At 61.5% G+C, this 24,103-nt stretch carries 22 protein-coding genes; 6 read left to right on the forward strand and 16 right to left on the reverse strand.

Translation table 11 applies throughout. The annotated features are described in order from the left end of the window. Window positions 1-57 precede the first annotated feature (57 nt). From acnD to ACRYRV_RS02890, 4 genes are all read right to left on the reverse strand, one after another. Window positions 58-2,673 (reverse strand): Fe/S-dependent 2-methylisocitrate dehydratase AcnD, encoded by a 2,616-nt coding sequence (acnD, locus tag ACRYRV_RS02875; protein WP_444986081.1) that lies wholly within the window; start codon window positions 2,671-2,673, stop codon window positions 58-60. 90 nt (window positions 2,674-2,763) lie between these two features. After that, window positions 2,764-3,891, reverse strand: a complete 1,128-nt coding sequence (gene prpC / locus ACRYRV_RS02880; RefSeq protein WP_444986079.1) for a bifunctional 2-methylcitrate synthase/citrate synthase — start codon at window positions 3,889-3,891, stop codon at window positions 2,764-2,766. A 48-nt stretch (window positions 3,892-3,939) separates the two neighbouring features. Continuing rightward, complete coding sequence (gene prpB, locus ACRYRV_RS02885; protein ID WP_253450524.1) at window positions 3,940-4,830, reverse strand: methylisocitrate lyase; 891 nt, start codon at window positions 4,828-4,830, stop codon at window positions 3,940-3,942. Between the two features lie 44 nt (window positions 4,831-4,874). Then, entirely contained in the window at window positions 4,875-5,585 is a 711-nt protein-coding gene (locus ACRYRV_RS02890) for a GntR family transcriptional regulator (protein WP_253450521.1), read from the reverse strand. Window positions 5,586-5,801: 216 nt separating this feature from the next. Here ACRYRV_RS02890 and pabB point away from each other — a divergent pair, with 216 nt between their 5' ends. Together pabB and ACRYRV_RS02900 are read left to right on the forward strand one after the other, a co-directional pair. After that, entirely contained in the window at window positions 5,802-7,172 is a 1,371-nt protein-coding gene (pabB, locus tag ACRYRV_RS02895; RefSeq protein ID WP_444986076.1) for an aminodeoxychorismate synthase component I, read from the forward strand. 86 nt (window positions 7,173-7,258) lie between these two features. Beyond that, a complete protein-coding gene (locus ACRYRV_RS02900; protein ID WP_444986074.1) occupies window positions 7,259-8,014 on the forward strand; it encodes a phosphoadenylyl-sulfate reductase in 756 nt (251 codons plus the stop codon). Between the two features lie 92 nt (window positions 8,015-8,106). On the opposite strand, the gene cysB is transcribed toward ACRYRV_RS02900, so the two are convergent. After that, window positions 8,107-9,078 (reverse strand): HTH-type transcriptional regulator CysB, encoded by a 972-nt coding sequence (gene cysB, locus ACRYRV_RS02905; RefSeq protein ID WP_309637345.1) that lies wholly within the window; start codon window positions 9,076-9,078, stop codon window positions 8,107-8,109. Window positions 9,079-9,309: 231 nt separating this feature from the next. Here cysB and trxA point away from each other — a divergent pair, with 231 nt between their 5' ends. Further along, window positions 9,310-9,633 carry a thioredoxin gene (gene trxA, locus ACRYRV_RS02910; protein WP_253450509.1) on the forward strand — a complete coding sequence of 108 codons (324 nt, stop codon included), beginning with the start codon at window positions 9,310-9,312 and terminating at the stop codon, window positions 9,631-9,633. Between the two features lie 78 nt (window positions 9,634-9,711). Here the strand turns inward: trxA and ACRYRV_RS02915 are convergent, their stop codons facing one another. Further along, entirely contained in the window at window positions 9,712-10,839 is a 1,128-nt protein-coding gene (locus ACRYRV_RS02915) for an AI-2E family transporter (RefSeq protein ID WP_309637344.1), read from the reverse strand. Between the two features lie 145 nt (window positions 10,840-10,984). Here ACRYRV_RS02915 and ACRYRV_RS02920 point away from each other — a divergent pair, with 145 nt between their 5' ends. After that, window positions 10,985-11,746, forward strand: a complete 762-nt coding sequence (locus ACRYRV_RS02920; RefSeq protein ID WP_444986071.1) for an SIMPL domain-containing protein — start codon at window positions 10,985-10,987, stop codon at window positions 11,744-11,746. Between the two features lie 89 nt (window positions 11,747-11,835). On the opposite strand, the gene serS is transcribed toward ACRYRV_RS02920, so the two are convergent. Further along, on the reverse strand, window positions 11,836-13,119 hold the full coding sequence (gene serS / locus ACRYRV_RS02925; RefSeq protein WP_444986069.1) for a serine--tRNA ligase: 1,284 nt from the start codon (window positions 13,117-13,119) through the stop codon (window positions 11,836-11,838). A 185-nt stretch (window positions 13,120-13,304) separates the two neighbouring features. Here serS and ydiJ point away from each other — a divergent pair, with 185 nt between their 5' ends. Together ydiJ and ACRYRV_RS02935 are read left to right on the forward strand one after the other, a co-directional pair. Beyond that, on the forward strand, window positions 13,305-16,490 hold the full coding sequence (ydiJ, locus tag ACRYRV_RS02930) for a D-2-hydroxyglutarate dehydrogenase YdiJ (RefSeq protein WP_444986067.1): 3,186 nt from the start codon (window positions 13,305-13,307) through the stop codon (window positions 16,488-16,490). A gap of 96 nt (window positions 16,491-16,586) precedes the next feature. Beyond that, window positions 16,587-16,787 (forward strand): DUF2905 domain-containing protein, encoded by a 201-nt coding sequence (locus ACRYRV_RS02935; protein ID WP_444986065.1) that lies wholly within the window; start codon window positions 16,587-16,589, stop codon window positions 16,785-16,787. Here ACRYRV_RS02935 and ACRYRV_RS02940 read toward each other — a convergent pair. The 9 genes from ACRYRV_RS02940 to ACRYRV_RS02980 form a co-directional block, all read right to left on the reverse strand. Then, window positions 16,755-17,318 (reverse strand): hypothetical protein, encoded by a 564-nt coding sequence (locus ACRYRV_RS02940; RefSeq protein ID WP_444986063.1) that lies wholly within the window; start codon window positions 17,316-17,318, stop codon window positions 16,755-16,757. The two genes, ACRYRV_RS02935 and ACRYRV_RS02940, sit on opposite strands and share 33 nt — an antisense overlap. Before the next feature lie 156 nt (window positions 17,319-17,474). Continuing rightward, on the reverse strand, window positions 17,475-17,984 hold the full coding sequence (locus tag ACRYRV_RS02945) for a VOC family protein (RefSeq protein ID WP_444986061.1): 510 nt from the start codon (window positions 17,982-17,984) through the stop codon (window positions 17,475-17,477). Window positions 17,985-17,993: 9 nt separating this feature from the next. Then, the gene (locus tag ACRYRV_RS02950) at window positions 17,994-18,458 is read right to left on the reverse strand and encodes a hypothetical protein (RefSeq protein ID WP_445005982.1); all 465 of its coding nucleotides are present in this window, start codon (window positions 18,456-18,458) and stop codon (window positions 17,994-17,996) included. A gap of 154 nt (window positions 18,459-18,612) precedes the next feature. After that, window positions 18,613-19,344: an ion channel gene (locus ACRYRV_RS02955; RefSeq protein ID WP_444986057.1), complete on the reverse strand. Its 732-nt coding sequence runs from the start codon at window positions 19,342-19,344 to the stop codon at window positions 18,613-18,615. A gap of 76 nt (window positions 19,345-19,420) precedes the next feature. Continuing rightward, entirely contained in the window at window positions 19,421-19,981 is a 561-nt protein-coding gene (locus ACRYRV_RS02960) for a hypothetical protein (protein ID WP_444986055.1), read from the reverse strand. 107 nt (window positions 19,982-20,088) lie between these two features. Continuing rightward, entirely contained in the window at window positions 20,089-21,879 is a 1,791-nt protein-coding gene (locus ACRYRV_RS02965) for an ATP-binding protein (RefSeq protein WP_444986053.1), read from the reverse strand. Next, the gene (locus ACRYRV_RS02970; RefSeq protein ID WP_444986051.1) at window positions 21,872-23,083 is read right to left on the reverse strand and encodes a hypothetical protein; all 1,212 of its coding nucleotides are present in this window, start codon (window positions 23,081-23,083) and stop codon (window positions 21,872-21,874) included. The genes ACRYRV_RS02965 and ACRYRV_RS02970 overlap by 8 nt, the downstream gene beginning before the upstream one ends. A 133-nt stretch (window positions 23,084-23,216) precedes the next feature. Further along, window positions 23,217-23,636, reverse strand: coding sequence for a hypothetical protein (locus ACRYRV_RS02975; RefSeq protein ID WP_444986049.1), 420 nt, complete (start codon window positions 23,634-23,636; stop codon window positions 23,217-23,219). Next, on the reverse strand, window positions 23,633-24,058 hold the full coding sequence (locus ACRYRV_RS02980) for a hypothetical protein (RefSeq protein WP_444986047.1): 426 nt from the start codon (window positions 24,056-24,058) through the stop codon (window positions 23,633-23,635). Before ACRYRV_RS02980 ends, ACRYRV_RS02975 begins: the two co-directional genes overlap by 4 nt. Window positions 24,059-24,103: the final 45 nt, after the last annotated feature.

The following is a 24,103-nucleotide window of genomic DNA, read 5'->3' on the forward strand; positions in this document are numbered from 1 at the left end:
CCGGGCCTTGCGGCGCCGGGTCGATGGGGCTCTACATCGTCAGGCGTTTGCCCGGCGTCAGCTGACCGCTTCGGCCGAGGACTCCAGGAAGTCCTTGGCAAAGCGCTGCAGCACGCCACCGGCGGAGTAGACGGTGACCTCTTCCGCGGTATCCAGGCGGCAGGTCACCGGCACCCGGTCGACCTCGCCGGTCTTGCGGTGGATGACAAGCTCCAGGGTCGCGCCCGGCGCCGCCTCGCCCTCGACGTCATAGGTCTCGGTGCCGTCGAGCTGCAGGGTGTGGCGGGTAGTGCCCTCCTGGAACTGCAGCGGCATCACGCCCATGCCGATCAGATTGGTGCGGTGGATACGCTCGAAGCCCTCGGCCACGATCGCCTCGACCCCGGCGAGCGCCACGCCCTTGGCCGCCCAGTCACGGGACGAGCCCTGGCCGTAGTCGGCACCGGCGATGATGATCAGCGGCTGCTTGCGGTTCATGTAGGTCTCGATGGCTTCCCACATGCGCATCACCTCGCCTTCCGGCTCGACCCGCGCCAGCGAGCCCTGCACCACCTCGCCCTTCTCGTCACGCACCATCTCGTTGAAGAGCTTGGGGTTGGCAAGGGTTGCCCGCTGGGCGGTGAGATGGTCGCCGCGGTGGGTGGCGTAGGAGTTGAAGTCCTCCTCCGGCAGGCCCATCTTGTGCAGGTATTCGCCCGCCGCGCTGTCCATCATGATGGCATTGGAAGGCGACAGGTGGTCGGTGGTGATATTGTCCGGCAGGATCGCCAGGGGGCGCATGCCCTTGAGCTCCCGCGCAGCCGCCATGGTGCCCTCCCAGTAGGGCGGACGGCGAATGTAGGTGCTCTGGGGGCGCCAGTCATAGAGCGGGCTCTCGGCCTTCTCGAAGGCGTCCAGGTCGAACATCGGAATGTAGACCTGCTTAAACTGCTCCGGCTTCACATACTCGCCGACGATGGCATCGATCTCTTCGTCGGAGGGCCAGAGGTCCTTGAGCGTGATCGGGTTGCCGTCCTTGTCGGTGCCGAGCACATCCTTCTCGATGTCGAAGCGCACGGTACCGGCGATGGCGTAGGCTACCACCAGCGCCGGCGAGGCCAGGAAGGCCTGCTTGGCGTAGGGGTGGATGCGGCCGTCGAAGTTGCGGTTGCCGGAGAGCACGGCGGTGGCGTAGAGGTCGCGGTCGATGATCTCCTGCTGGATCTTCGGGTCCAGCGCCCCGGACATGCCGTTACAGGTGGTGCAGGCGTAGGCGACGATGCCGAAGCCGAGCTTCTCCAGCTCCGGCAGCAGGCCGGCCTCTTCCAGGTAGAGCCGCGCGACCTTGGACCCCGGGGCAAAGGAGGACTTCACCCAGGGCTTGCGGACCAGACCGAGCTCGTTGGCTTTCTTGGCCAAGAGGCCCGCCCCCACCACGTTGCGCGGGTTGGAGGTGTTGGTGCAGCTGGTGATGGCGGCGATGATCACCGCGCCATCGGGCATCCTGCCCTCCTTCTCCTCCGCCTGCGCCTTCTCGTAGTTCACGGCGATGCCGCGCTCATGCAGGGCACTGGTGGGCAGGCGACGGTGCGGGTTGGAGGGGCCAGCCAGGTTGCGCTCGACGCTGGAGAGGTCGAAGGTCAGCACCCGCTCGTACTGGGCATTGGTCAGGCTGTCGGCCCACAGGCCGGTCTGCTTGGCGTACTTCTCCACCAGCTCGACCTGCTCCGGCTCGCGGCCGGTGAGCGTCAGGTAGTCGATGGTCTGCTCGTCGATGTAGAACATCGCCGCGGTGGCGCCATACTCCGGGGTCATGTTGGAGATGGTGGCACGGTCGCCGATGGTCAGGCTCTTGGCGCCCTCGCCGTAGAACTCCAGGTAGGCGCCGACCACGCGCTCCTTGCGCAGGAACTCGGTGATCGCCAGCACGATATCGGTGGCGGTGATACCGGGCTTGGGCTTGCCGGTCAGCTCCACGCCGACGATGTCGGGCAGGCGCATCATGGAGGGGCGGCCCAGCATCACGGTCTCGGCTTCGAGGCCACCGACGCCGATGGCGATGACCCCCAGGCAGTCGATGTGCGGGGTGTGGCTGTCGGTGCCCACGCAGGTGTCGGGGAAGGCCACGCCGTCGCGTGCCTGGACCACCGGCGACATCTTCTCCAGGTTGATCTGGTGCATGATGCCGTTGCCGGCGGGGATGACGTCAACGTTCTCGAAGGCGGTCTTGGTCCACTCGATGAAGTGAAAGCGATCCTCGTTGCGACGATCCTCGATGGCGCGGTTCTTCTCGAAGGCGTCCGGCTCGAAGCCGGCGTGCTCCACGGCCAGGGAGTGGTCGACGATCAGCTGGGTCGGCACCACCGGGTTGACCTTGGCGGGGTCGCCGCCCTGCTCGGCGATGGCGTCGCGCAGGCCGGCCAGGTCGACAAGCGCCGTCTGGCCGAGGATGTCGTGACACACCACCCGGGCCGGGTACCAGGGGAAGTCCAGGTCGCGGCGGCGCTCGATCAGCTGCTTGAGGGCATCGGTGAGCTGCTCCGGCTCACAGCGACGCACCAGCTGCTCGGCGAGCACCCGGGAGGTGTAGGGAAGGGTGTCGTAGGCACCGGGCTGGATCTCCTCGACGGCCGCACGCACGTCGAAGTAGTCCAGCTCGGTGCCGGGAAGCGGTTTACGATATTCGGTATTCATGGCGTCGGGAGTCTCTTGCTGACGGTGGGGGCGAGGCGAGGAAGCGCGGGAAGGGACGACCCCTGAGGGTCGTCCCGGGAGACCGATCGATCAGTCGCGCTGCTCGATGGGCACCCACTCGCTCTTCTCCGGGCCCACGTAGTCGGCGCTCGGGCGGATGATGCGGTTGTTGGCGCGCTGCTCGAAGACATGGGCCGCCCAGCCGGTCACCCGCGACATCACGAAGATGGGCGTGAACAGCTTGGTGGGAATGTCCATGAAGTGATAGGCGCTGGCGTGGAAGAAGTCGGCGTTGCAGAACAGCTTCTTCTCGCGCCACATCACCGCCTCGACGCGCTCGGAGACCGGGTAGAGGACGGTGTCGCCCACGTCCTCGGCCAGCTTCTTCGACCACTCCTTGATGATGGCGTTGCGCGGGTCGGACTCGCGATAGATCGCGTGGCCGAAGCCCATGATCTTCTCCTTGCGCTCGAGCATGCCCATGATCTCGCGCTCGGCCTCGTCGGCGGAGGTCCAGTTCTCGATCATCTCCATGGCCGCCTCGTTGGCGCCGCCGTGCAGCGGCCCGCGCAGGGAGCCGATGGCGCCGGTCACGCAGGAGTGCATGTCGGAGAGGGTCGAGGCGCAGACCCGCGCGGTGAAGGTCGAGGCGTTGAACTCGTGCTCGGCGTAGAGGATCAGCGAGACGTTCATGACACGGGCGTGGAGCTCGGAGGCCGGCTCGCCGCGCAGCATGTGCAGGAAGTGGCCGCCGATGGACTCGTCATCGGTCTCGGTCTCGATACGCACGCCGTCATGGCTGAAGCGGTACCAGTAGCAGATGATGGAGGGCAGCACGGCCAGCAGGCGGTCGGAGACGTCCTGCTGCTCGTCGAAGCTCTGCTCGGTCTCCAGGTTGCCCAGCATGGAGGCGCCGGTGCGCATCACGTCCATGGGGTGGGCATCCTTGGGGATCTGCTCGAGCACGGTCTTGAGCGCCGCGGGCAGGCCGCGCAGGCCCTTGAGCTTGGCGATGTAGGCGTCGAGCTCGGCCTGGTTGGGCAGCTTGCCCTTGAGCAGCAGGTAGGCCACCTCCTCGAACTTCGCCTTCTCCGCCAGCTCCTTGATGTCGAAGCCACGGTAGGTCAGGCCGGAGCCGGTCTTGCCCACGGTGCACAGGGCGGTAGTACCTGCACTCTGGCCACGCAGGCCGGCGCCGCCGATGGGTTTATCTGCCATGATCTCTCTCCTCTTGAAGGTATCCGTAATAGCGTAGGGGGGCGCGCCTCAGGCGTCGCCGCCCTTCTCGGCGAAGAGCGCATCGAGCTTCTGCTCGAAGCTGTGGTAGTTCAGGAAGTCGTAGAGCTCGTCGCGGGTCTGCATCAGCTCCACCACGTCGCGCTGGTGGCCGTTGGCGTGGATGCTCTGGTAGACCTTGAGCGCCGCGGCGTTCATGGCCCGGAAGGCGGAGAGCGGGTAGAGCACCATGCGGCAGCCCACCTCGCCCAGCTCCTGCTGTGAGAACAGCGGCGTGGCGCCGAACTCGGTGATATTGGCCAGGATCGGCGCGTCAACGCGCTCGCAGAACGCCTTGTAGTCGTCCAGGGTGTGCACCGCCTCGGCGAAGATGGCGTCGGCGCCGGCCGCGATGCAGGCCTGGGCACGCTCGATGGCGGCATCCAGCCCGTCCTTCTGGAAGGCGTCGGTGCGGGCGATCAGGTAGAAGTCAGGATCGATGCGGGCATCGGCGGCGGCCTTGACACGGTCGACCATCTCCTGCTGGGAGACGATGGCCTTGTTGGGGCGGTGGCCGCAGCGCTTCTGGGCGACCTGGTCTTCGATGTGCACGGCGGCCACGCCCGCGCGCTGCATCTCCTTGACGGTGCGGGCGATATTGAAGGCGCCGCCCCAGCCGGTGTCGATATCCACCAGCAGCGGCAGGTCGGTAGCGCCGCAGATGCGGTGGGCGTCCTCGACCACGTCGTTCATGGTAGTCATGCCGAGGTCCGGCAGGCCGAAGGAGGCGTTGGCCACGCCGCCGCCGGAGAGATAGATCGCCTGGTGGCCGACGCGCTGGGCCATCATGGCGGTGTAGGCATTGATGGTGCCGACGATGGACAGCGGGCGGTTGGCCTCGAGGGCGGCACGGAAGCGGGCGCCGGGAGTCTGCTGGGTCATGGGGTCTCTCCTGTGGTGTTCGGGCCTGAAAGGGTCGGTTCGGGTCAGGATGTCGTCTCGGCCTGCTGGCGCAGCGTGGCCGCATAGCGGTCGACGACATTGGCCCGCGAGGCGCTGACGTGGCGGCGCATCAGCAGCTCGGCCAGCTCAGCATCGCCGGCCTCGATGGCGTCAACGATCCGGTGATGCTCGACGAAGGCGCGCTGGGGACGCGAGCCGCTGGCGCTGAACTGGGTGCGGTAGAGCCGCACCAGGTAATAAAGGTCATCGCAGAGCATGTTCACCAGCATGCGGTTATGGCTGCCCTGGACGATACGGTAGTGGAAGTCCAGGTCGCCCTCGCGCTGGAAGTAGGCCTCGCCCTTCCTGAGGTCGGCCTGGCCTTCATGCATGGCCAGCAGCTTGCGCAGCCCGGCAATCTCCTCGGCGGTCATGTGCTTCGCCGCCAGTCGCGCCGCCATGCTCTCCAGGGCCTCGCGCACGTCGAACAGCTCCAGCAGCTCCTGCATGGAGAGCTTGACCACCCGGGCGCCCACATGGGGAACCCGTTCGATCAGGCGGTGCGCCTCCAGGCGACGCATCGCTTCGCGCAGCGGCCCGCGGGAGATCCCGTAGGTCCGGGAGAGGCCCGGCTCGGTGATCTTGCTGCCCGGAGCCAGCTCGCCGCGTACGATCGCATCCTGGAGCTGCTGGAAGACGCGCTCCGCCAGGGTACGCACTTCCGGGATCGACGTTTCGGTTTCGGCTGAGTTCATGGCAATTGTCGACAATCATTTGGTGAAGAGAGAGTAGCCACTCCCCATAATGGGGTCAATACGCAGAAACGCCCAGCCTATCCCCCTTTGGTTGTAGACAACCCGGCGAACGCTTCTGCAGATGTCGACAATATCATGGCCGGCGCCTCGGCTCTCCTGAGGACAATCGCCCCGGCGGGGCCTAGAATGGTCCGCCTGTTTTCGCAAGGCCCGGTCATGAACGCACCCCTTCAGATCACTCCCCTGCCCTACCATGAGACGCCCCTGCCGCGCTTCTCCCGCCTGCGCCAGCGGCCCGGCGCAGTGCTGCTGGACAGCGGCCGCCCGGAGGCGCCCGGCGGCCGCTTCGACATTCTCTCCAGCGACCCCCTGGTGACCCTGGAGATCGATGAGCGGGGCGCCGTCACCGGCGCCCCCGAGCTGGCCGGGCTCTCCCCCTTCGCCGCCCAGCAGGCGCTGCTCGACCGCCTGCCCCTGGCCAGCCAGGAAAGCGAGCTGCCCTTCCTCGGGGGGCTGATCGGCTACTGGAGCTATGATCTGGGCCGGCTGCTGGAGCCGGTGGGCAAGCGCGCCCGGCCGGCGGTGTCGCTGCCGGCGAGCCGCGTCGGCCTCTACGACTGGGCGCTGATCCAGGATCATGACCGCCGCGAGGCCTGGCTGGTCGCGACCGCCGAGCGGCGGCGCCAGGTACTCGACTGGCTGGCGGCCTCTATCCCCGCCAGCCGCGAGTTTCGGCTCAGCGCCCCCTTCGCCGGCGAGCTCTCCCGGGAGGCCTACCTGGAGCGGTTCGCGGCGGTACAGCGCTATATCCGCGCCGGCGACTGCTACCAGATCAACCTCGCCCAGCGCTTCAGCGCCCCCTATGCCGGCGATCTCTGGGACGCCTACCGGCACCTGCGAAGCGCCACGCCCACCCCCTATGCCGGCTACATGAGCTGGCCAGGCCCCCAGGGGGAGCAGGCGCTCCTCTCGCTCTCGCCGGAGCGCTTCCTCGAGTGCCGCGACGGCCAGGTGGAGACACGCCCCATCAAGGGCACTCGCCCCCGAGGGGCCTCCCCCGTCGAGGACCAGGCCCTGGCCGACGAGCTCGCCGCCAGCCTCAAGGACCGCGCCGAGAACGTGATGATCGTCGACCTGCTGCGCAACGATCTGGGGCGCGTCTGCCGTCCGGGCAGCGTCCGGGTTCCCAAGCTCTGCGGCCTGGAGCACTATGCCAACGTCCACCACCTGGTCAGCGTGGTCACCGGTGAGCTGGCTCCGGGGCGCACGCCCCTTGAGCTGCTCGCCGCCGCCTTTCCCGGCGGCTCCATCACCGGCGCCCCCAAGGTGCGCGCCATGCAGATCATCGAGGAGCTGGAGCCTAGCCGGCGCAGCGCCTACTGCGGCAGCCTCGGCTATGTGGATGTGCGCGGCCGCATGGATACCTCCATCGCCATCCGCACCGCAGTGGCCGATGCCGGCCGGCTTCACCTCTGGGGCGGCGGCGGCCTGGTGGCCGACTCCGAGGGCGAGGCAGAGTATCAGGAGACCCTGGACAAGATCGGCCACCTGATGGCGGCGCTGGCCGACTGCTCGTGCGAGGAGTGAGGCATATAAACCCAAGAAATCGGTATTGGGGCGCCGCCGCCTGCCCTTGGTAGGGTAGCGGGCAGCGACTTCATGATGGAGGCCCCATGCCGAGCTTCGACCCCAACCGTTTCGTGCTGGAGCACGACCGGGACACCCCCAAGGAGATCCTGCGCGCCGCCTATCAGGCCTTCGGCGAGCTGACGCTCTCCTTCTCCGGCGCCGAAGACGTGGTGCTGATCGACCTGGCGCTCAAGGTGGCGCCAAAGGAGTCCGTGCACGTCTTCGCCCTGGATACCGGCCGCCTGCATCCGGAGACCTACGCCTTTATCGAGCGGGTGCGCGAGCACTACGGCATCGCCATCGACGTGCGCTTTCCCGACCCCGAGGCGGTGCAGGCCCTGGTCCAGGCCAAGGGCCTGTTCAGCTTCTTCCGGGATGGCCACCAGGAGTGCTGCGGCATCCGCAAGGTAGCGCCGCTGCGTGCGCGCCTGGCGGGCCTGCCGATGTGGGTCACCGGTCAGCGCCGGGACCAGAGCCCCGGCACCCGCTCCAGCCTGCAGATCGCCGAGCGTGATCTCGCCTTCGGCAGCGAGGAGAGCCCCCTCTACAAGCTCAACCCCCTGACCCACTGGTCGAGCGAGGAGGTGTGGAGCTACATCCGCATGTTCGACGTCCCCTACAACCCGCTGCATGAGCGCGGCTTCGTCAGCATCGGCTGCGAGCCCTGCACCCGTCCCACCCTGCCCGGCCAGCACGAGCGCGAGGGACGCTGGTGGTGGGAGGAGCAGGCCGGCAAGGAGTGCGGCCTGCACGCCACCAACCTGACTGGCGCCTCGCCGCAGGCTACCCGCCCGGCGTGATCGGGACGACGCTCCCTTAACGTAGAAGGGCGCCCCTGAGGGCGCCCTTCGGCGTTTCGGCCCCCGCGGCGGGAGGCCGGTATCGAACGCGGCTAGCGCACCGGCAGCTCGATCTTCTCGAAGAGCGGCGCCTCGTGGCGGGGCCCCGCCGCCAGGGCGGCGTCTACCAGCTCCCGCTCCAGGTGCGGCGCAAAGCCCCTGAGGAAGTCGTACATGTAGCCGCGCATGAAGGTGCCGCGGCGGATGCCGATCTTGGTCGTGGAGCTCTCGAAGAGATGCCCGGCGTCCAGCGCCACCAGGTCGCTATCCTGCTCCGGGTCCACCGCCATATGGGCGACGATGCCTACCCCCATGCCCAAGCGCACATAGGTCTTGATCACGTCGGCATCTGAGGCGGTCAGCACCACGTTGGGCTCGAGCCCACGGGCGCGGAAGGCCTCGTCGAGCTGGGAGCGGCCGGTGAAGCCGAACACATAGGTGACCAGCGGATGGCGCGCCAGGGCCTCGAGGGTCAACGTCGGCTCATCGGCCAGGGGGTGCCCCTGAGGCACCAGGATGCAGCGGTTCCAGCGGTAGCAGGGCAGCAGCACCAGGTCGTTGAAGAGCTCCAGGGACTCGGTGGCGATGGCAAAGTCCGCCTGGCCGTCGCTGACCATCTGAGCGATCTGCTTGGGGGTGCCCTGCTGCATATGCAGGGCCACATCCGGGTAGCGGCGGGTAAAGTCGCGAATCACCGGCGGCAGCGCGTAGCGCGCCTGGGTGTGGGTGGTGGCGATGGCGAGGCTGCCGCGGCGCTCGTCGCTGAACTCCTGGGCCACCTCCTTGATGTTCTCGGTCAGGCGCAGCACCTCGCCGGCCAGCTCGACGATGGCCTGACCTGCCGGCGTGACCCGGGTCAGGTGTTTGCCGCTGCGGGCAAAGATCTCCACGCCGAGCTCATCCTCCAGCAGGCGGATCTGCTTGGAGATTCCCGGCTGGGAGGTGTAGAGGCTCTGGGCGGTGGCCGAGACGTTGAGGTTGTGGCGGGTCACTTCCCAGATATAGCGCAGCTGCTGCAGCTTCATGGCGGCAAACTCCCTGGCAGCCGCCCCGTGACGGGCGCCGGCAATGCCAAACAGAAATAAGAAACATGTTACTAAGCTCTTTAGAGTATATACAAGAGAGGGGCGGATCGGCCAGTGCCCCCAAGGCGCCATTTGCCAGCGCCGCGGCCGACCGCTAACATCGTCCGGCCAGGCGTGCCCGAGGCACGCCATGAATACGCTCGATGCAGCGCAACGAAACTGGAGAACCCCATGGCCAACAACGTCGATGTCACCAATGCCAACTTCGAGCAGGAAGTCCTCAAGGCCGACACCCCGGTTCTGCTCAAGTTCTGGGCGCCCTGGTGCGGTCCCTGCAAGGTGATGGCGCCGGTGGTCGACGAGGTCGCCGAAGAGCGCAACGGCAACCTCAAGGTCGTCAGCATCAACGTGGACGATGCCCCGGAGATCGCCGCCGAACAGGGCGTGCGCGGTGTTCCCACCGTCATGCTGTTCAAGTCCGGCACCAAGGTCGCCTCCCTGGTGGGCGCCCAGTCCAAGTCCCAGCTGACGCAGTTCATCGACCAGAACGCCTGATCGCGGCGCTCACTCCTGCGAAACGCCCCGGCCAATGGCCGGGGCGTTGTCGTTTACAGAACATCGATTCGACACCGCTCACTCCGGGGGCGGCTCCGAGCGCCGTTCCTTCTCCTCGGCCACTCGCTCCGCCAGGGGACGCTGGGGCGAGCCCCCATGCCCAGCATCGCCCGGGCCCAGCAGGTGGGCGATCCAGCGGGTCTGGGGATGGCTGTCCAGGGCAATCTTCAGGGTCATGGTCAGCACCACCGAGAGCAGCATGCCCACCGTGCCGAAGATCCAGCCCCACACCACCAGCGACAGGAAGGCTACCAGGGTCGACAGTCCCAGCGCGCGCCCCATCACTCTTGGTTCGACGATATTGCCCAGCAGGAAGTTGATCCCCAGGTAGGCCGCGGAGAGCAGCAGGGCATCGACCAGCCCGCCCTCCGGCGAGACCAGCAGCAGCAGCACCGGGGGAATCGCCGCGATGGCCGAGCCGATATTGGGAATGAAGTTGAGCGCGAAGGCCAGCACCGCCCACAGGAAAGGAAAATCGACCCCGACCAGCAGGCAGGCCACCCACACCAGAGCGCCTGTGACCAGGCTGATCAGAGTCTTGACGGCCAGGTAGCGCTTGAGGGTCTGGCTGAACTCGCTGAAGCGCTGAAGGCTAGGCGCCGGGTTGGCCAGGGCGCGGGAGACCTTGTCGCGAAAGTGCAGCATCTCGAACAGCATGAACAGCACCAGCAGGCCCACGATGGTGCTCTGCACCAGCAGGTTGCCGATCTCGCCGAGCAGGGTGGGGATCCAGCCGCCCAGCTCCTCGACGTCCAGCAGACCGGCCAGCCGGTCCGGGTCGATGGCTAGCCCCAGGTTCGCCAGGCCATCCAGCAGCCCGACATAGTAGGCCTGCAGCTTCTCCTCGATGCCCGGCAGCGCCTCCGTGAAGGTGCCGAAGCTGTTGACCAGCAGCAGGCCCACCAGCGAGAAGAGCACCCCGATCACCACCAGGGTCAGCCACACGGCCGCCCGCAGGCCAAGCCCCAGCCGGTTGAGCCACTGGATCGGCGCGGTACAGACCACCGCGATGAAAATGGCCAGCAGCATCGGTACCAGCAGGCTCGCACCGGCCTTCATGCCGGCCACGATCACGACCAGCGCGGCCAGGCCGAGCATGAGGTTGAGCGGAATGATGCTCGGGGCATCCGGTTCATTAGCCGACATCGTGAGTTCCTGTCCTCCCTGGCCAGCCCCCATCATGCCTCCGCGCCGGGCCAGCAACAATGATGGCCGCCGCGGGAACCTTTATAGTCGGCCCACCTCGAAGCGGGGTGGCACACCGCTACGCCATGCCCGCAAGGAGGCCCCGATGTTATCCCTTCGCCCCGCCCGGCTGCTGCTGGGCAGCCTGCTGATCGCCACCCCGCTGCTGGGCGCACCGGCAATCGCGGCCGACACGCCGCGCCAGCTCAGCGTCCAGGCCGAGGCCACGCTTGCCGTGGTGCCGGATCGCGCCACCCTGAGCGCGCGGCTCTGGGAGCGCACCCCGGCGGTTTCCAGAGAGGAGGAGAGCGGCGGCGACCCGGAGGCGCTGCGCGAAGCGCGGGAGCGTCTGGAAGCCCGCGCCGCCGAACTGATCGACACGCTGGAGAGCGCCGGCTTCGAGGGCGACGCCATCAGCGCCGGCTCGCTGGCGGTGCAGCCGGAGCACCTCGCCGGCAGCCGCGGCGAGGACGGCGAGCGCGAGCCGCTGGTGCGCACTCGCCTGGAGCGCCCCTTCCAGGTGAAGCTCGACGACCTGGAGCGACTGCCGCTGCTGCTCGATGCCCTCACCGAGGCCGGGGTCAACGCCCTGGACGGCGTCAGCTACGACCTCGCCGACCGCGACGCCGCCACCGACGAGGCCATGGTCAAGGCGCTGGAGAGGGCTCGCCACAAGGCCGAGCTGATGGCCGAGACCCTGGGCATCGCCCTGGGGCCTGTCGCCAGCGTCAGCGAGACCCGCTCGCCGGCTTTCCAGCCGCGCATGATGGCCATGAGCGCCGACGCCCGCGAGAGCACCCGGGCCGAGTACCGCCCCGGCACGATCGACATCGAGGCCGGGGTCAGCGTGAACTGGGAGATCGAGTGAGTCGGTCGCCTTCCCGTCGCCTCCCCTGAACGCAGCGAACCCCCGCCGGCGGGGTTCGCGTCAGGGCCGGTGGCCCAGGCTCGGGCGCGTCAGCCCGGCAGGTTGATCGCCTCGACGCCGCCCATATAGCCGCGCAGCGCCTCGGGCACGGTGATGGAGCCGTCGGCGTTCTGGTAGTTCTCCAGCACCGCCACCAGGGCGCGCCCCACCGCCAGGCCGGAGCCGTTGAGGGTATGCAGCAGCTGGGGCTTCTTCTGGTCGGGATGACGGAAGCGCGCCTGCATGCGCCGCGCCTGGAACTCCTCGCAGTTGGAGATCGAGGAGATCTCGCGGTAGGCGTCCTGGCTGGGGATCCACACCTCCAGGTCATAGGTCTTGGCGGCGCCGAAGCCCATGTCGCCGGTGCACAGGGTCACCACCCGGTAGGGCAGCTCGAGGGCCTGCAGGATCGCCTCGGCGTGGCCGCGCATCTCCTCCAGAGCCGCATAGCTGGTGGCCGGGTCCACCAGCTGCACCATCTCCACCTTGTCGAACTGGTGCTGGCGGATCATGCCGCGGGTATCGCGACCGTGGGAGCCCGCCTCGCTGCGGAAACAGGGCGTATGGGCGGTGAGCTTCAGGGGCAGCGCCTTGTGCTCGAGGATCTCGTCCCGGGCAAAGTTGGTCAGCGGCACCTCGGAGGTGGGGATCAGGTGGTAGCCGCGCTCGTCGTCGAGGCGGAACAGATCCTCGCCGAACTTGGGCAGCTGCCCGGTGCCGCGCAGGGAGGCCTCGTTGACCATATAGGGCACGTAGCACTCCTCGTAGCCGTGCTCCAGGGTCTGCTTGTCCAGCATGAACTGGGCCAGGGCCCGGTGCAGCCGCGCAATGGGGCCACGCATCACCGCGAAGCGCGCGCCGGTCAGCTTGGCCGCCAGGTCGAAGTCCAGCTTGCCCTGCAGGGCGCCGAGGTCGACGTGGTCGCGCACCTCGAAATCGAACGCCCGGGGCGTGCCCCAGCGGTGCAGCTCGACGTTGTCGCTCTCGTCCTTGCCCTCCGGCACGCTCTCGTGGGGCAGGTTGGGAATGCCGCTGACCAGGTCATCCCACTCGGCCTGCACCTCGGCCAGGCGCGCCTTGGCGGCATCGAGCCGGTCGCCCAGGTCGGAGACCTCGTCGAGCAGCGGCTGGATATCCTCGCCGGCGGCCTTGGCCTTGCCGATCGCCTTGGAACGGGTGTTGCGCTCGTTCTGCAGGGACTCGGTCTCGGCCTGCAGCTCGCGACGCCGGGACTCCAGCGCCTCGAGGCGCTCGGTATCGAGGGCATAGCCCCGCTTGGCCAGTCGTTGGGCGACCGCATCGAGGTCGCTGCGCAGCAGTTTGGGATCGAGCATGGAATCCGGTCCGTTGCAGTAGTGGCGTCGTGAAGACGATAGAAGATAAAAACGATAGGGGGTCAAACAGGCCGCCCATTGTAGGCAAAAGGCCGCAGGGGCGCCATGGACGCCCCCTCCGGGATGCGCCCTACCGCCCTCTCGCGGTAAAGTAGAGGCACTTACGCTTCCCCTTGAAGATGCCCATGATCGCTCGACTGGACACCACCGACGCCGGCACCGCCCACGGGCTTGCCGCACCCTATCTGCGCTTTCTCGAGGCCCTGAAGGCCGCCGGCTTCGAGGGCGAGATCGCCCCGGACTACGCCGACCGCACGGTGCTCGCCACCGACAACTCCATCTACCAGCGCCTGCCCCAGGCCGCGCTCTACCCCCGCCACGGCCAGGACCTGGCGCGCATCGCCCACCTGGCCGGCCAGGTGGAGCACCGCCAGGTGGCGCTCACCCCCCGGGGCGGCGGCACCGGCACCAACGGCCAGTCACTCACCGACGGCCTGGTGGTGGACGTCTCGCGCCACATGAACCGGATCCTCGATATCGACGTCGAGGCCCGCCGGGTGCGGGTCCAGGCCGGGGTGGTCAAGGACCAGCTCAACGCCGCCCTCAAGCCCCACGGGCTCTTCTTCGCCCCGGAGCTCTCCACCTCCAACCGCGCCACCATCGGCGGCATGATCTCCACCGACGCCAGCGGCCAGGGCAGCTGCGAGTACGGCAAGACCCGCAACCACGTGCTGGAGCTCGAGGTGCTGCTGCTGGGCGGCGAGCGCCTGGTGAGCCGCCCGATGGATGACGCCGAGCTCGAGACTCTCTGCGAGCGCCAGGACGCCACCGGCCGCGCCTTTCGCACCGCCCGGGAGATCATCGACACCCAGGGCGAGCTGATCGCCGAGAAGTTCCCACCGCTCAACCGCTGCCTGACCGGCTACGACCTGGCGCACCTGAGAGACGACCAGGGGCGGCTCGACATGAACAGCCTGCTCTGCGGCTCGGAGGGCTCCCTGGGCCTGCTCGACGAGGCGGTGCTCAACGTGCTGCCGATCCCCAAGCACTCCACCCTGGTCAACGTGCGCTACGCAGGCTTCATGGACGCCCTGCGCGACGCTCGGGCCCTAATGTCAAGCGGCAGCTCTTCACAAGGTCGGCCACAGGCGTCCCCCACCTCCATCGAGACGGTGGACGACAAGGTGCTGATGCTGGCCATGGAGGACTTCGTCTGGGACAGCGTGGCGGCGTTCTTCCCCGCCGGCGACACCCCGGTGCGCGGCATCAACCTGGTGGAGTTCAACGACGACGACCCCGAGCGCCTGGCCGAGCGGGTCGCCGCCTTCTGCCGCCACCTGGAGAGCGACGAGAGCGTTCAGCGCCTGGGCTTTACCCTGGCCGAAGGCCGGCCGCAGATCCAGCAGGTCTACGCCATGCGCAAGCGCGCCGTAGGCCTGCTGGGCAATGCCAAGGGCGAGAAGCGCCCTATCCCCTTCGTGGAGGATACCGCGGTGCCGCCGGAGCACCTGGCCGACTTCATTGCCGAGTTCCGCGCCGCCCTGGACGCCCGGGGCCTGGACTACGGCATGTTCGGCCACGTGGACGCCGGGGTGCTGCACGTGCGCCCGGCCATCGACATGAAAGACCCTGAGCAGGAGCGGCTGATCCGCGAGGTCTCCGACGAGGTGGCCGAGCTGACGCAGAAGTACGGCGGCCTGCTGTGGGGCGAACACGGCAAGGGAGTGCGCTCGGAGTATGCGCCGAGCTTCTTCGGCGAGCTCTACCCCAGCCTGCAGCGGGTCAAGGCGGCCTTCGACCCGCATAACCAGCTCAACCCCGGCAAGATCGCCACGCCTCTTTCCTCTTTTCCCCCACCCGCCCCCGTGGGGAGCCCCCCCGACGCCGCGGGAGAGGAGGCCGTGACGCTGGTCGACCCGGGCCTGCTGACCATCGACGGCGTGCCCACCCGGGGCCAGCTCGACCGCACCATCGACGAGCGAGCCTGGCAGGCCCACGCCGCCACCGTCTACTGCAACGGCAACGGCGCCTGCTACAACTACGACCCCAACGACGCCATGTGCCCCTCCTGGAAGGCGACCCGGGACCGGGTGCACTCCCCCAAGGGGCGCGCCAGCCTGGTGCGCGAGTGGCTGCGCCTGCAGGGCGACGCTGGCATCGATCTGGTCGAGGAGTCGCGCAAGAAGAAGGCCGAGGGCGCCTGGGGCTTTGTCAGAAGCTTCCCGAAACGCACCCTCAACACCCTGCGCCGCAAGCGCGAGGCGGACTTCTCCCACGAGGTCTACGACGCCATGGCCGGGTGTCTGGCCTGCAAGTCCTGCGCCGGCCAGTGCCCGATCAAGGTCAACGTGCCCGACTCCCGGGCGCAGTTCCTGGAGGTCTACCACGGCCGCTATCTGCGCCCGCTGCGCGACTACCTGATCGGCACCACCGAGTCCGTGCTGCCCGTCCTCTCCCGGGTGGCGCCCGCCTACAATGCGCTGATCGGCAATCGCCTGGTGGACCGCCTGCTATCGGGCCCCGTGGGGCTGGTGGACAGCCCGCGGCTCTCACGGGCCAGCCTGAGAAAGACCCTGGCCGCCTGGGGCGTGGCAGAGGCCACCCCCACCTCGCTCGGCCGGCTCACCGAGGCCCAGAAGGCCAGGAGCGTGGTGATCGTGCAGGACGCCTTCACCAGCCACTTCGAAGCCAATCTGGTGCTGGATATCGTCGAGCTGCTCGGCCGGCTGGATATCCGGGTCTTCGTGGCGCCCTTCTCCCCCAACGGCAAGCCGCTGCACGTACAGGGCTTTCTGGGCGCCTTTGCGCGCACCGCCGACAAGCAGGCCCGGCGGCTGCGCGCCCTGGCGGAGTTCGACGTGCCCCTGGTGGGCATCGACCCGGCCATGACCCTCACCTACCGCCAGGAGTACGTGAAGGCGCTGGGGCCGGAGGCCGTGCCCGAGGTGCTGATGCTGCAGGAGTGGCTGGTGACCCGCGCGGCCAGTCTGGTGCCCGGCGGCCTGACCCTGGAGGGCGCCGGCATCGAGGATCCGGGCTATCGGCTGCTCTCCCACTGCACCGAGAAGACCAACGCTCCGGGCAGCCCCAAGGCGTGGCAGCAGCTGTTCGCGGCCTTCGGCCTCGAGCTCGAGCTGGTGGCCACCGGCTGCTGCGGCATGTCCGGCACCTACGGCCACGAGGCGCGCAATCTGGAGACCTCGAAGACCATCTACGCCCAGTCCTGGCAGCCGGTGGTGGAGGACGAGGCCAACGCGGGGACCCTGCTGGCCACCGGCTACTCCTGCCGCAGCCAGGTGAAGCGCTTCTCCGACACCGCCCTGCCCCACCCGCTGCAGGGGCTGCTGGCGCTGCTGCGCCGCGCGGGCTGAGCCAGCGCCGCCGCACCCGCAAGCGCCCACCGGGGAAGATCTTCGGTGGGCGCACCGTCCGACCTGATAAGGGTCCAAGCGACAGGAGGCGACGCCATGAACCGCACCCTGATCATCATCGGCCTGATCATCATCGCCGTGGGCCTGCTCTGGCCCTGGCTCTCCCGGCTCCCCTTCGGCCCGCTGCCGGGGGATGTCGCCGTGCGTCGGGAGGGGTTCTCGTTCTTCTTCCCGATCACCACCATGATTCTGGTGAGCGTGGTCCTATCGGCGCTGATGTGGCTCTTCAATCGCTAGGGGCGGGTATCGGCCTCGGGGTACACCCCAGCGCACCAGCCGCTCTTCGGGCCAGTGATTGGTAAAATCTGCGACCTCTGCAGCATCATCAAGGCAGGCCACAAGGCGGTCCCAGCGCGCCTCGGTCAGCTCCCAGGCCGTCGCGGGCAGGAAGAACACCTTGCGGCTGAAGGTGGGCAGGACGAATTCCGATACCCAGAACGAGGGTACGATGAAGACGCGCGGCGGTTTACCGCTGGAAGCCTGCAGATCCACCAACGCGTACCAGAGCGTCGCACTGTGTTTGCCGATGGCACCGGCTCCCACGTCCCACTCGCAGCCTTCGCGCCCGTAGCGCCGCCGGCGATAGGCGCTGTTCGATGTCTTGACCTGTATCGAGAGGCTGCGAGAACCGTCGGCCCTGGCGGCCACAATATCCACTGCCGGCGCATTGCCTATCGTCAAGCTGGCATGGATGCCGCGCCGTGCCAGCTCATAGCACACGTAATACTGTCCTGCGGTGCCGACAAACTGATTTTTTCCTTTGGCCAAATGAGGGCTCCCCTGGTGTGTTATGGGCGATATGCTCGCCACGTGGCAGAACCTGAATTCAAGCAATAAACGCAGCACCTGCAGTGCTCAGGGCTCCTGAATATTCTTCCAGAAATACCCGCCGGCCTCCGGTAGCAAAGGCGCTTTCGAGCGTGGTCATTGGTGAAGCCATGGCGCGTAGCTCAGGCCGATCAAGACGCCCTCGGGGCTTATGAATCTCGCGACCGTCTGGCCCCAGGGTTCCGTCCTGGCCTCGTGGAGAAACGCCTGCCCCTTCGCTTTCATCTCCTGCACCGCCGCCTCCACCGCGGCGGCATCCGTCAGCTCGAACTCGATCGTCGCCGTAGGCTCGGGCACACTCTCGGGCCATTCATCCTGGCCGAAGCAGGACTGGGCGGCCATGGCCAGCGGCCAGACACCGAAATGGTTCGCGCCGGGGAAGTGATCCATATAGCGATAATCGTCCATCGCCTCCAGCGGCAGACCCAGCGCATCCTGATACAGCGACGCACTCGCCGCCGGGTCTTTGGTGATGGAAGCAAAGCCGGAGATGCATTTGATTTCCATTCCCTTTCCCTCGTGATGGAAACTTCCTAACGCCGGACATGAGCGGCGGGCGAAAAGCGCCAGCTTTTTGCCCGTCCGCTCGATGGCCTTGTTGGGCAAACGACCAAACTAGCTCCACCTTCCAGTCTGTATCACGGAGATGAACATGCATCCCAGCGGGAACGCGAGCGCCATATGGAGCAGCGCGCCCCACAGAATCCCAACCGGGAAGTCTATAAACTGGAAGTAAAACATCTCCTGCTGCCATACGAACAGGAAGAAGACCAGCGCACCGTACACGAGCCCACGCAACCATGCGGCCTTAACAGGCAAAGCTCTCCCAAAGATGGTGTAGCTCAGCGAGATAAGGAAACTCCAGATGAGGGTGGTGAGCGACAGCGCGACCGGAGACACAAGCGCATGGTCCTCGGCGCGAAAGAACGTCACTACGGCGTGAGCCTCGGCGAAGGCTACCATGTTGATCAGGTATGACAGGCTAGCGAAGACAAGAAAGAAAACGAAACCACCTAGGACATGCCTCCATACTTGCGAAAGGCCGCCGTAGCGCTCGGAAACCTGCTGATCCGCGACCACTGCACCTCTCGAACTTCCCATCCTAACCTCCGAATATAAGAAAACCGAAGCCACGCCGCGGCGCCCCCTGTTTTGCGCCCAACGCCGCCAGCACGCGCGGCTTTGTAGTGAAGGCGAAGCCGCAACGGAAAAGCCGTCGCCGTGCCTGGCCTTGTTAAGCATCTTCATCCGCAGACTTTCGCCCCATTACAAGGGTGTTGTCAGGTAGCTCTGTATCCTTGGTAACTAGCAGCCATTCTTGTCTTTTTTGATCATAGTAGTAGGACTCACCCTCCTCTGGAGCCAGAGCCCAGTCCTTCAATTTCCTCTCTTTACCGGTGATGGTCCTAACTCGGATTCGAGTAACAGTTAGGTCTCCTTTGTGGCGACGGTTACCATCAAAGAACGCCATTTCTTTAGGGACCATATTCTCTTGGCACCACAACCAAATCAATGAGGCCCCAACAGCCATAGAGATCATGCCAAAAAGCGCTTCAACTGATGTCGTTAACCTATACTCGGGCAATGGTTGAAAATCACCATACCCGAGGGTCGTAAAAGTCGTAATGCTAAAGTAAAGAGCATCCCAGAAGTCAGGTGAAAATTCTCCGTTATCGCCAAGAAGACCCGTATATTTATAGTGCATAGCAAAAGAAATAATAGTCACTACTATATGCAAGAAAAACAGAGCAAACACCAGCCAAAAGAATGATCTGCTGAGATTCAGCAGCAATGGAAGCAGCGAAGCGATTATAAAAAAACCAGCGACTAAAAACACAGCGGTAAATATCGAATACCAACCAAAAAAACCGCTAGCAAGGCTCATAACCATCATGACAGAAAATATTATGACACTCATGAATGCGTGTCCTAACGCCGCCTGCCATGGAACTCCGTGACTTAGCATGAATTCTCCTGCTTAACGCTCGCATTTGCGGCTGGTTTGGAGCGCAGCGAAAAACCAGTCCGACAACATGCGCTTGTTAAATACTGTACGTGGCGAAGAACCTCATGGCGCCCGATTTCGATAGGAATTCCTCACCAACTAACATCGGCTGATACATCATGCCACCGGTGAGCTCTGATGGATGTTTTGAGACTACCGCACCTTTGCCCTCCTCAAGACCATGAACCTTTGCGTAAGTTGTTGGAAGAGAGAAGTCCAATATCTCCAGTGATGGAAGGGTCAGCCACGCATGGATATTTATATTAGGGCCGGTGATACCGCGGTTGAGCATCTCAGACAAGTTTTCCTCTGTCTGCTTGAACATTTCGCTTTTTTCAAGGCTCACCCAGCCGATGGTGTAGTAGGCGTCACAACCCAGAATTTTTTCGATAACCGGTTTTAGCCTCATATGAAGCGAGAGACATTGAGCCACGACATCCTCTTCACTCAACTCGCCCATAATGTCTCGTATCGCGATTGGAAGGCGGCTCAAGGCCTCTTGGGTCAGAAAACGAGTATCACTTAATTCAACGCTCGGAGCGCTCAGGCCAAAGCGTGTTGTTCGTTCCAGCGCATCTAAAAAATTTGACTTGTACACCTACACTCTCCTTGGTATTTAACGCTCGGCTCTGCGGCTGTTAAAAGAGGAGGCGAAGCCGGAATTTTTAACAGTCCGACAGCAGCCGCTTGTTAGGTGCTTCACACCTAGCCCTCCTTTCTCCATCGCTCAACTATTTTATCAAACGTAATATCTTTCCAACTTTCAGCCCATTCCTTGTAAGTATCGATGCTTGCAGACTTAGGCTCAGGATTTGGCTTTGGCAACTGAACTAGGCTTGGAATAATTACAGAATCACCAACAACAAAGGCTTCGCCTTGGTTGAGCGATGGTAGCAAATCTATAAGGCTACTTGAGCTATCAGGCAACAAAGCTTTAATGTAGTTCTGATCGACTCTATTTGTAAGTCGCATCGCGATGAAATTATTGCACTGTGAGAAAATCGTATCTGACACTTCTGACGGGCGTTGGCTCACAACCATGAGGCTCAGACCGTATTTACGTCCTTCTTTTGCAATTCTTTCAATAGACTTCTTAGAAGCCTTAAATTCGGCGCCGCCAGTCTTTGGAATGTAGTTATGTGCTTCCTCGCACACAATCAAAAAAGGAATATCGTTGGTTTGATTTGTAGAATGCCTTATCTTCGAATAATGGAATGCAAAGTCAAACATCAATCGAGATATAAGACTTACGGTTATGCTCAAAACTTCGAATGGTATTCCACTCAAGTCAACAACAGTAACATTGGATTTATCGATATACCCTAAAAACTGTTTAATTACCTCACTGAAGTCATTCGTTTTAAACGCTGCACCATCGTCTTTAACAGGCTTGAGTAAAAAGGCCAACCTCTTATCGTTTAACTTAGTCTCTAGTCGTGAAATAAACCGATCAAACTCACCATTAAAACCTCCCTCCTTTGAAACCTTTGCACCAAGAGTTTCATGCTTCGCATTTCCAGTTGATGATAAAAAGTTAATCTTATGCCATAGACGCTCTTCGTCATATTCAATTTCTTCATCAAGTGTTGCAAAGTATTTTAGTGAGTTCTTTTCATAAACAGTTAAATTATTCTTGTTGTAAATATAGTTATAAACTTCATCAATACTGAAAAACACAGGAGAGTCATATGTAACTTTACCCAACCCTGGATTATGTTTCTCTTTATTTAAAATAACGGCTTGCTTAAACTGGGATAGCTGATTGTGTGAATTTTGCTCATTGCTTTCTATGAAAATAGACTCTAATTCTTCAGCATTCATTAGCCAATATGGGAGTTTCAGATTATCAACATCTAGTTTGTTTAGGCTGAATTTTTCACTTTCATCAACAGTGAAGGCTGACGAATACTCTGAGTGAATATCAAAAATTATAACGTGTGAGTTTTTTTGACTTTCTCTATTCGAATTTTTTGCATTGGCGATACCAACTGCATTTTGAATGAGACTAGACACAGCACACGACTTGCCAGATCCGGTAGACCCCACTACCCCGATATGTTTGCCAAAAAACCTATCACCATCTATACAAAACGGTACGGTAGGGTTGCCTGACAGGCGACCAATCTCAAATCCAAAGCTGCTATCATCTGAAAATATTAGGGAAAGATCTTCTGTACCAAAGGTATGTACAATCTCCGTAGGGACAGGCAAAACTTGAGTTCCTCTTTTAAATTCAAGTTTATCGTCATTATTTATTAGAGCTCCGATTGGTGAAGCCTCTATCACAAAGCTCCATTCGACAGCACCATCTTTTTCTAATTTTTGAGCCGTCAAATTGTTTATAATGGCAACTGCATAGTTCTGATTACCATCTTCAATCTTTAGGAATTTACCAACTTGTAAATCAGCCTTGTTTTCTTCAAGTGTCTTAAGATTACCAATTCCAATTGCTACCTTATCTGGCGAGCTTGATAATACGTGCCCAACTTTACTCATAGCTATTCCTCATCCCTATTACATATTCAAGTTCGCTAAAGTTGCTTGTTCCAACTTGATAAAAGTTTACATCAGTTAGCTCAATATTATTAGGCGTCTCGCTGCTAACCAAATACAAGTCATCACCTTTTCTATGATTTATTGCTTCTTTTTCAGAGTCCATTGCTAATAACCTAAGATCGAATTCACGCTCTTCAATATTATTTCTGATTATTTTTTTCATAGGATCTCTGAAAAAATGATCGAATTCAAAATCGTTTCCAACAAGCCCTGTATTTGCTTTTATTCCCTTCTTGTACAATCGAGACTCAAGATCCCTGATTGCGTCAAAATTATCATTAATAATAAATGTTGGTGCCTTGAGATGGCTCGGTTTCGAATAGTATTTCTTTATGTAATTCCCGAAAAATACAACAACCTTCTCTTCATAATCATCAATGTCATTTTTGTTAATATAAAAATATCTGTCTCGGCTGTTTTGAGAGAAAGAACTAGAGAGCTGCTGTTTGATACGTTTAAGTATTTCGCTCCGATTTTTTAGTGCTAGCGTCCATTTAGATATTGCTGTGTGTGTGGCGTTTAAAAGGTAGCTATATAATTTTGCCTTAGTTATCTGTCTATCAGCTTCATTTTTAGTGCTCGACAATTTCGCAATTATTGATATCGAATTTGGGTAAAGTAAAGTACCAACATCACTCCCTTGAATTCCGAGCAACTCTAGTGCATCCTTCGTGCTATCTTCGATTTCATCCAAAGAAGGGCCAAAAACAATCCTTGTATTCTTTAAGAATTCATCCTTATCGAATGTTCCAGAGATCCTAGATGCGATCTTTAATAGTGATTTATCAGTGGTCGCTAACGCAGAGTCTAAGGTTGAAAGCTCAATACTTCTCTCGCCATGAGTTTCATTCGGGACATAAATAAAAATTGTGTATTTAATCTTTGCTGTTGGATTCTTGTCGTACGCTTCGGCCATTTGGAGCAAAGGCTTAAATATTAGGCTTGGTATGAATTTTTCTTTGGACTCATGATATTTGCATTGTATGGCTTCCAGCTCGCCACTGGCGGACAGAACATCTACGTCTTCTACAACACCTTCGACAGTAATTACGTCCTCATCGTCCGCATTAGCTATCTCAAAAATAGTTTTATTAAATTGATATAAAAATCCTTTAATTGTGCTATCTGCAATTCTATCTGACATTAAGCATTACATCCCTTTGTTTGTTGTTTCGCCAGTGCTAGTTTGGCACCTAACGTCTAAGCTAAGCGGCGCGGCGTTAGCCGCGTCCGGTGGAGCGCGAAGCGCGGAACGAACTTGAGCGACTTGTTAGAGATCATACTAGTGGCCCCGATTGATTGATTAAAGCCAGGAAGTCTCTTGGACTAAGATTACTTAGTAGGTAATAGCCGGGAGATTCGAATGGACCGCCTTCTTCCCCATCAAAGATTTCCAATACGACGTGCCGGTATTCGGCAAAATGATTGGCTTCCCTTTCCGGGTTTATTCGAGGCACACCCTTAGAGTAATGGTGGCTATGGTTCCCAAAGTATGACCTGGCGTCTTCAATCTGAATCTCAAAGCTTTTCGTGAGGCTCGTGCCTTGCTTAGTAACGCCATCCTTCACGAGATGAACAGTTGCCATAATTGCTCCTTTGATCTCTAACGCTTTGCACAGCGGCGCGAGGTTACGAGCGTCCGGCGCCAAAGGCGCGAACTGCTGCAACTTGTTAGGCACCACAGAAAGCATTTTCACCGCAAATCCCAGCTCGCACCGGTGATTAAGTACTTTTCTGATTCTTGTTTCCAGTGCAAGGTCAAAATCTGCTCATTGCGCAAGGGGAGTGCTTTAAGGGTGTTAAGTGGATCTATAGGATTAACAAGCCTCTCCAATACCGGATTCAATGTTGCGACAACTGCTTCATCTTTAAGGAAATCAATCCTGCGAGCATCTGGTTGCGATGAAGCTAGCAAATAAGTAGACGTTTTTGTTGTATATCCATCAAATAATGTCGCTCTCCCCCTTTCAAACTCTGCAAGTTCTATTGGCGGAACGTCGCAATCAATTTCTAATTTGAGGTTAACTTCCCAATCATACCCTCTTGTGCCTTCCTTAACTAAGTATAGCGAATACCGCATACAGCCTCCTCCACGTGTTATTTCAGCAATATGGTACATGGCCTAACGCCAGCCTTCAGCCGACCGCTTGGAGCGGATAACCGA

Source organism: Halomonas mongoliensis (genome assembly GCF_052496345.1).

Excerpts from the sequence above, each read along its gene's own strand:
- ACRYRV_RS02935 (WP_444986065.1), top strand. The coding sequence starts at position 16,587 with ATGAACCGCACCCTGATCATCATCGGCCTGATCATCATCGCCGTGGGC.
- cysB (WP_309637345.1), bottom strand. The coding sequence starts at position 9,078 with ATGAAGCTGCAGCAGCTGCGCTATATCTGGGAAGTGACCCGCCACAAC.
- acnD (WP_444986081.1), bottom strand. The coding sequence starts at position 2,673 with ATGAATACCGAATATCGTAAACCGCTTCCCGGCACCGAGCTGGACTAC.
- ydiJ (WP_444986067.1), top strand. The coding sequence starts at position 13,305 with ATGATCGCTCGACTGGACACCACCGACGCCGGCACCGCCCACGGGCTT.
- ACRYRV_RS02980 (WP_444986047.1), bottom strand. The coding sequence starts at position 24,058 with ATGTACCATATTGCTGAAATAACACGTGGAGGAGGCTGTATGCGGTAT.
- ACRYRV_RS02915 (WP_309637344.1), bottom strand. The coding sequence starts at position 10,839 with ATGTCGGCTAATGAACCGGATGCCCCGAGCATCATTCCGCTCAACCTC.
- ACRYRV_RS02965 (WP_444986053.1), bottom strand. The coding sequence starts at position 21,879 with ATGAGTAAAGTTGGGCACGTATTATCAAGCTCGCCAGATAAGGTAGCA.
- prpC (WP_444986079.1), bottom strand. The coding sequence starts at position 3,891 with ATGGCAGATAAACCCATCGGCGGCGCCGGCCTGCGTGGCCAGAGTGCA.
- prpB (WP_253450524.1), bottom strand. The coding sequence starts at position 4,830 with ATGACCCAGCAGACTCCCGGCGCCCGCTTCCGTGCCGCCCTCGAGGCC.
- ACRYRV_RS02970 (WP_444986051.1), bottom strand. The coding sequence starts at position 23,083 with ATGTCAGATAGAATTGCAGATAGCACAATTAAAGGATTTTTATATCAA.
- ACRYRV_RS02955 (WP_444986057.1), bottom strand. The coding sequence starts at position 19,344 with ATGCTAAGTCACGGAGTTCCATGGCAGGCGGCGTTAGGACACGCATTC.
- pabB (WP_444986076.1), top strand. The coding sequence starts at position 5,802 with ATGAACGCACCCCTTCAGATCACTCCCCTGCCCTACCATGAGACGCCC.
- serS (WP_444986069.1), bottom strand. The coding sequence starts at position 13,119 with ATGCTCGATCCCAAACTGCTGCGCAGCGACCTCGATGCGGTCGCCCAA.
- trxA (WP_253450509.1), top strand. The coding sequence starts at position 9,310 with ATGGCCAACAACGTCGATGTCACCAATGCCAACTTCGAGCAGGAAGTC.
- ACRYRV_RS02920 (WP_444986071.1), top strand. The coding sequence starts at position 10,985 with ATGTTATCCCTTCGCCCCGCCCGGCTGCTGCTGGGCAGCCTGCTGATC.
- ACRYRV_RS02900 (WP_444986074.1), top strand. The coding sequence starts at position 7,259 with ATGCCGAGCTTCGACCCCAACCGTTTCGTGCTGGAGCACGACCGGGAC.
- ACRYRV_RS02890 (WP_253450521.1), bottom strand. The coding sequence starts at position 5,585 with ATGAACTCAGCCGAAACCGAAACGTCGATCCCGGAAGTGCGTACCCTG.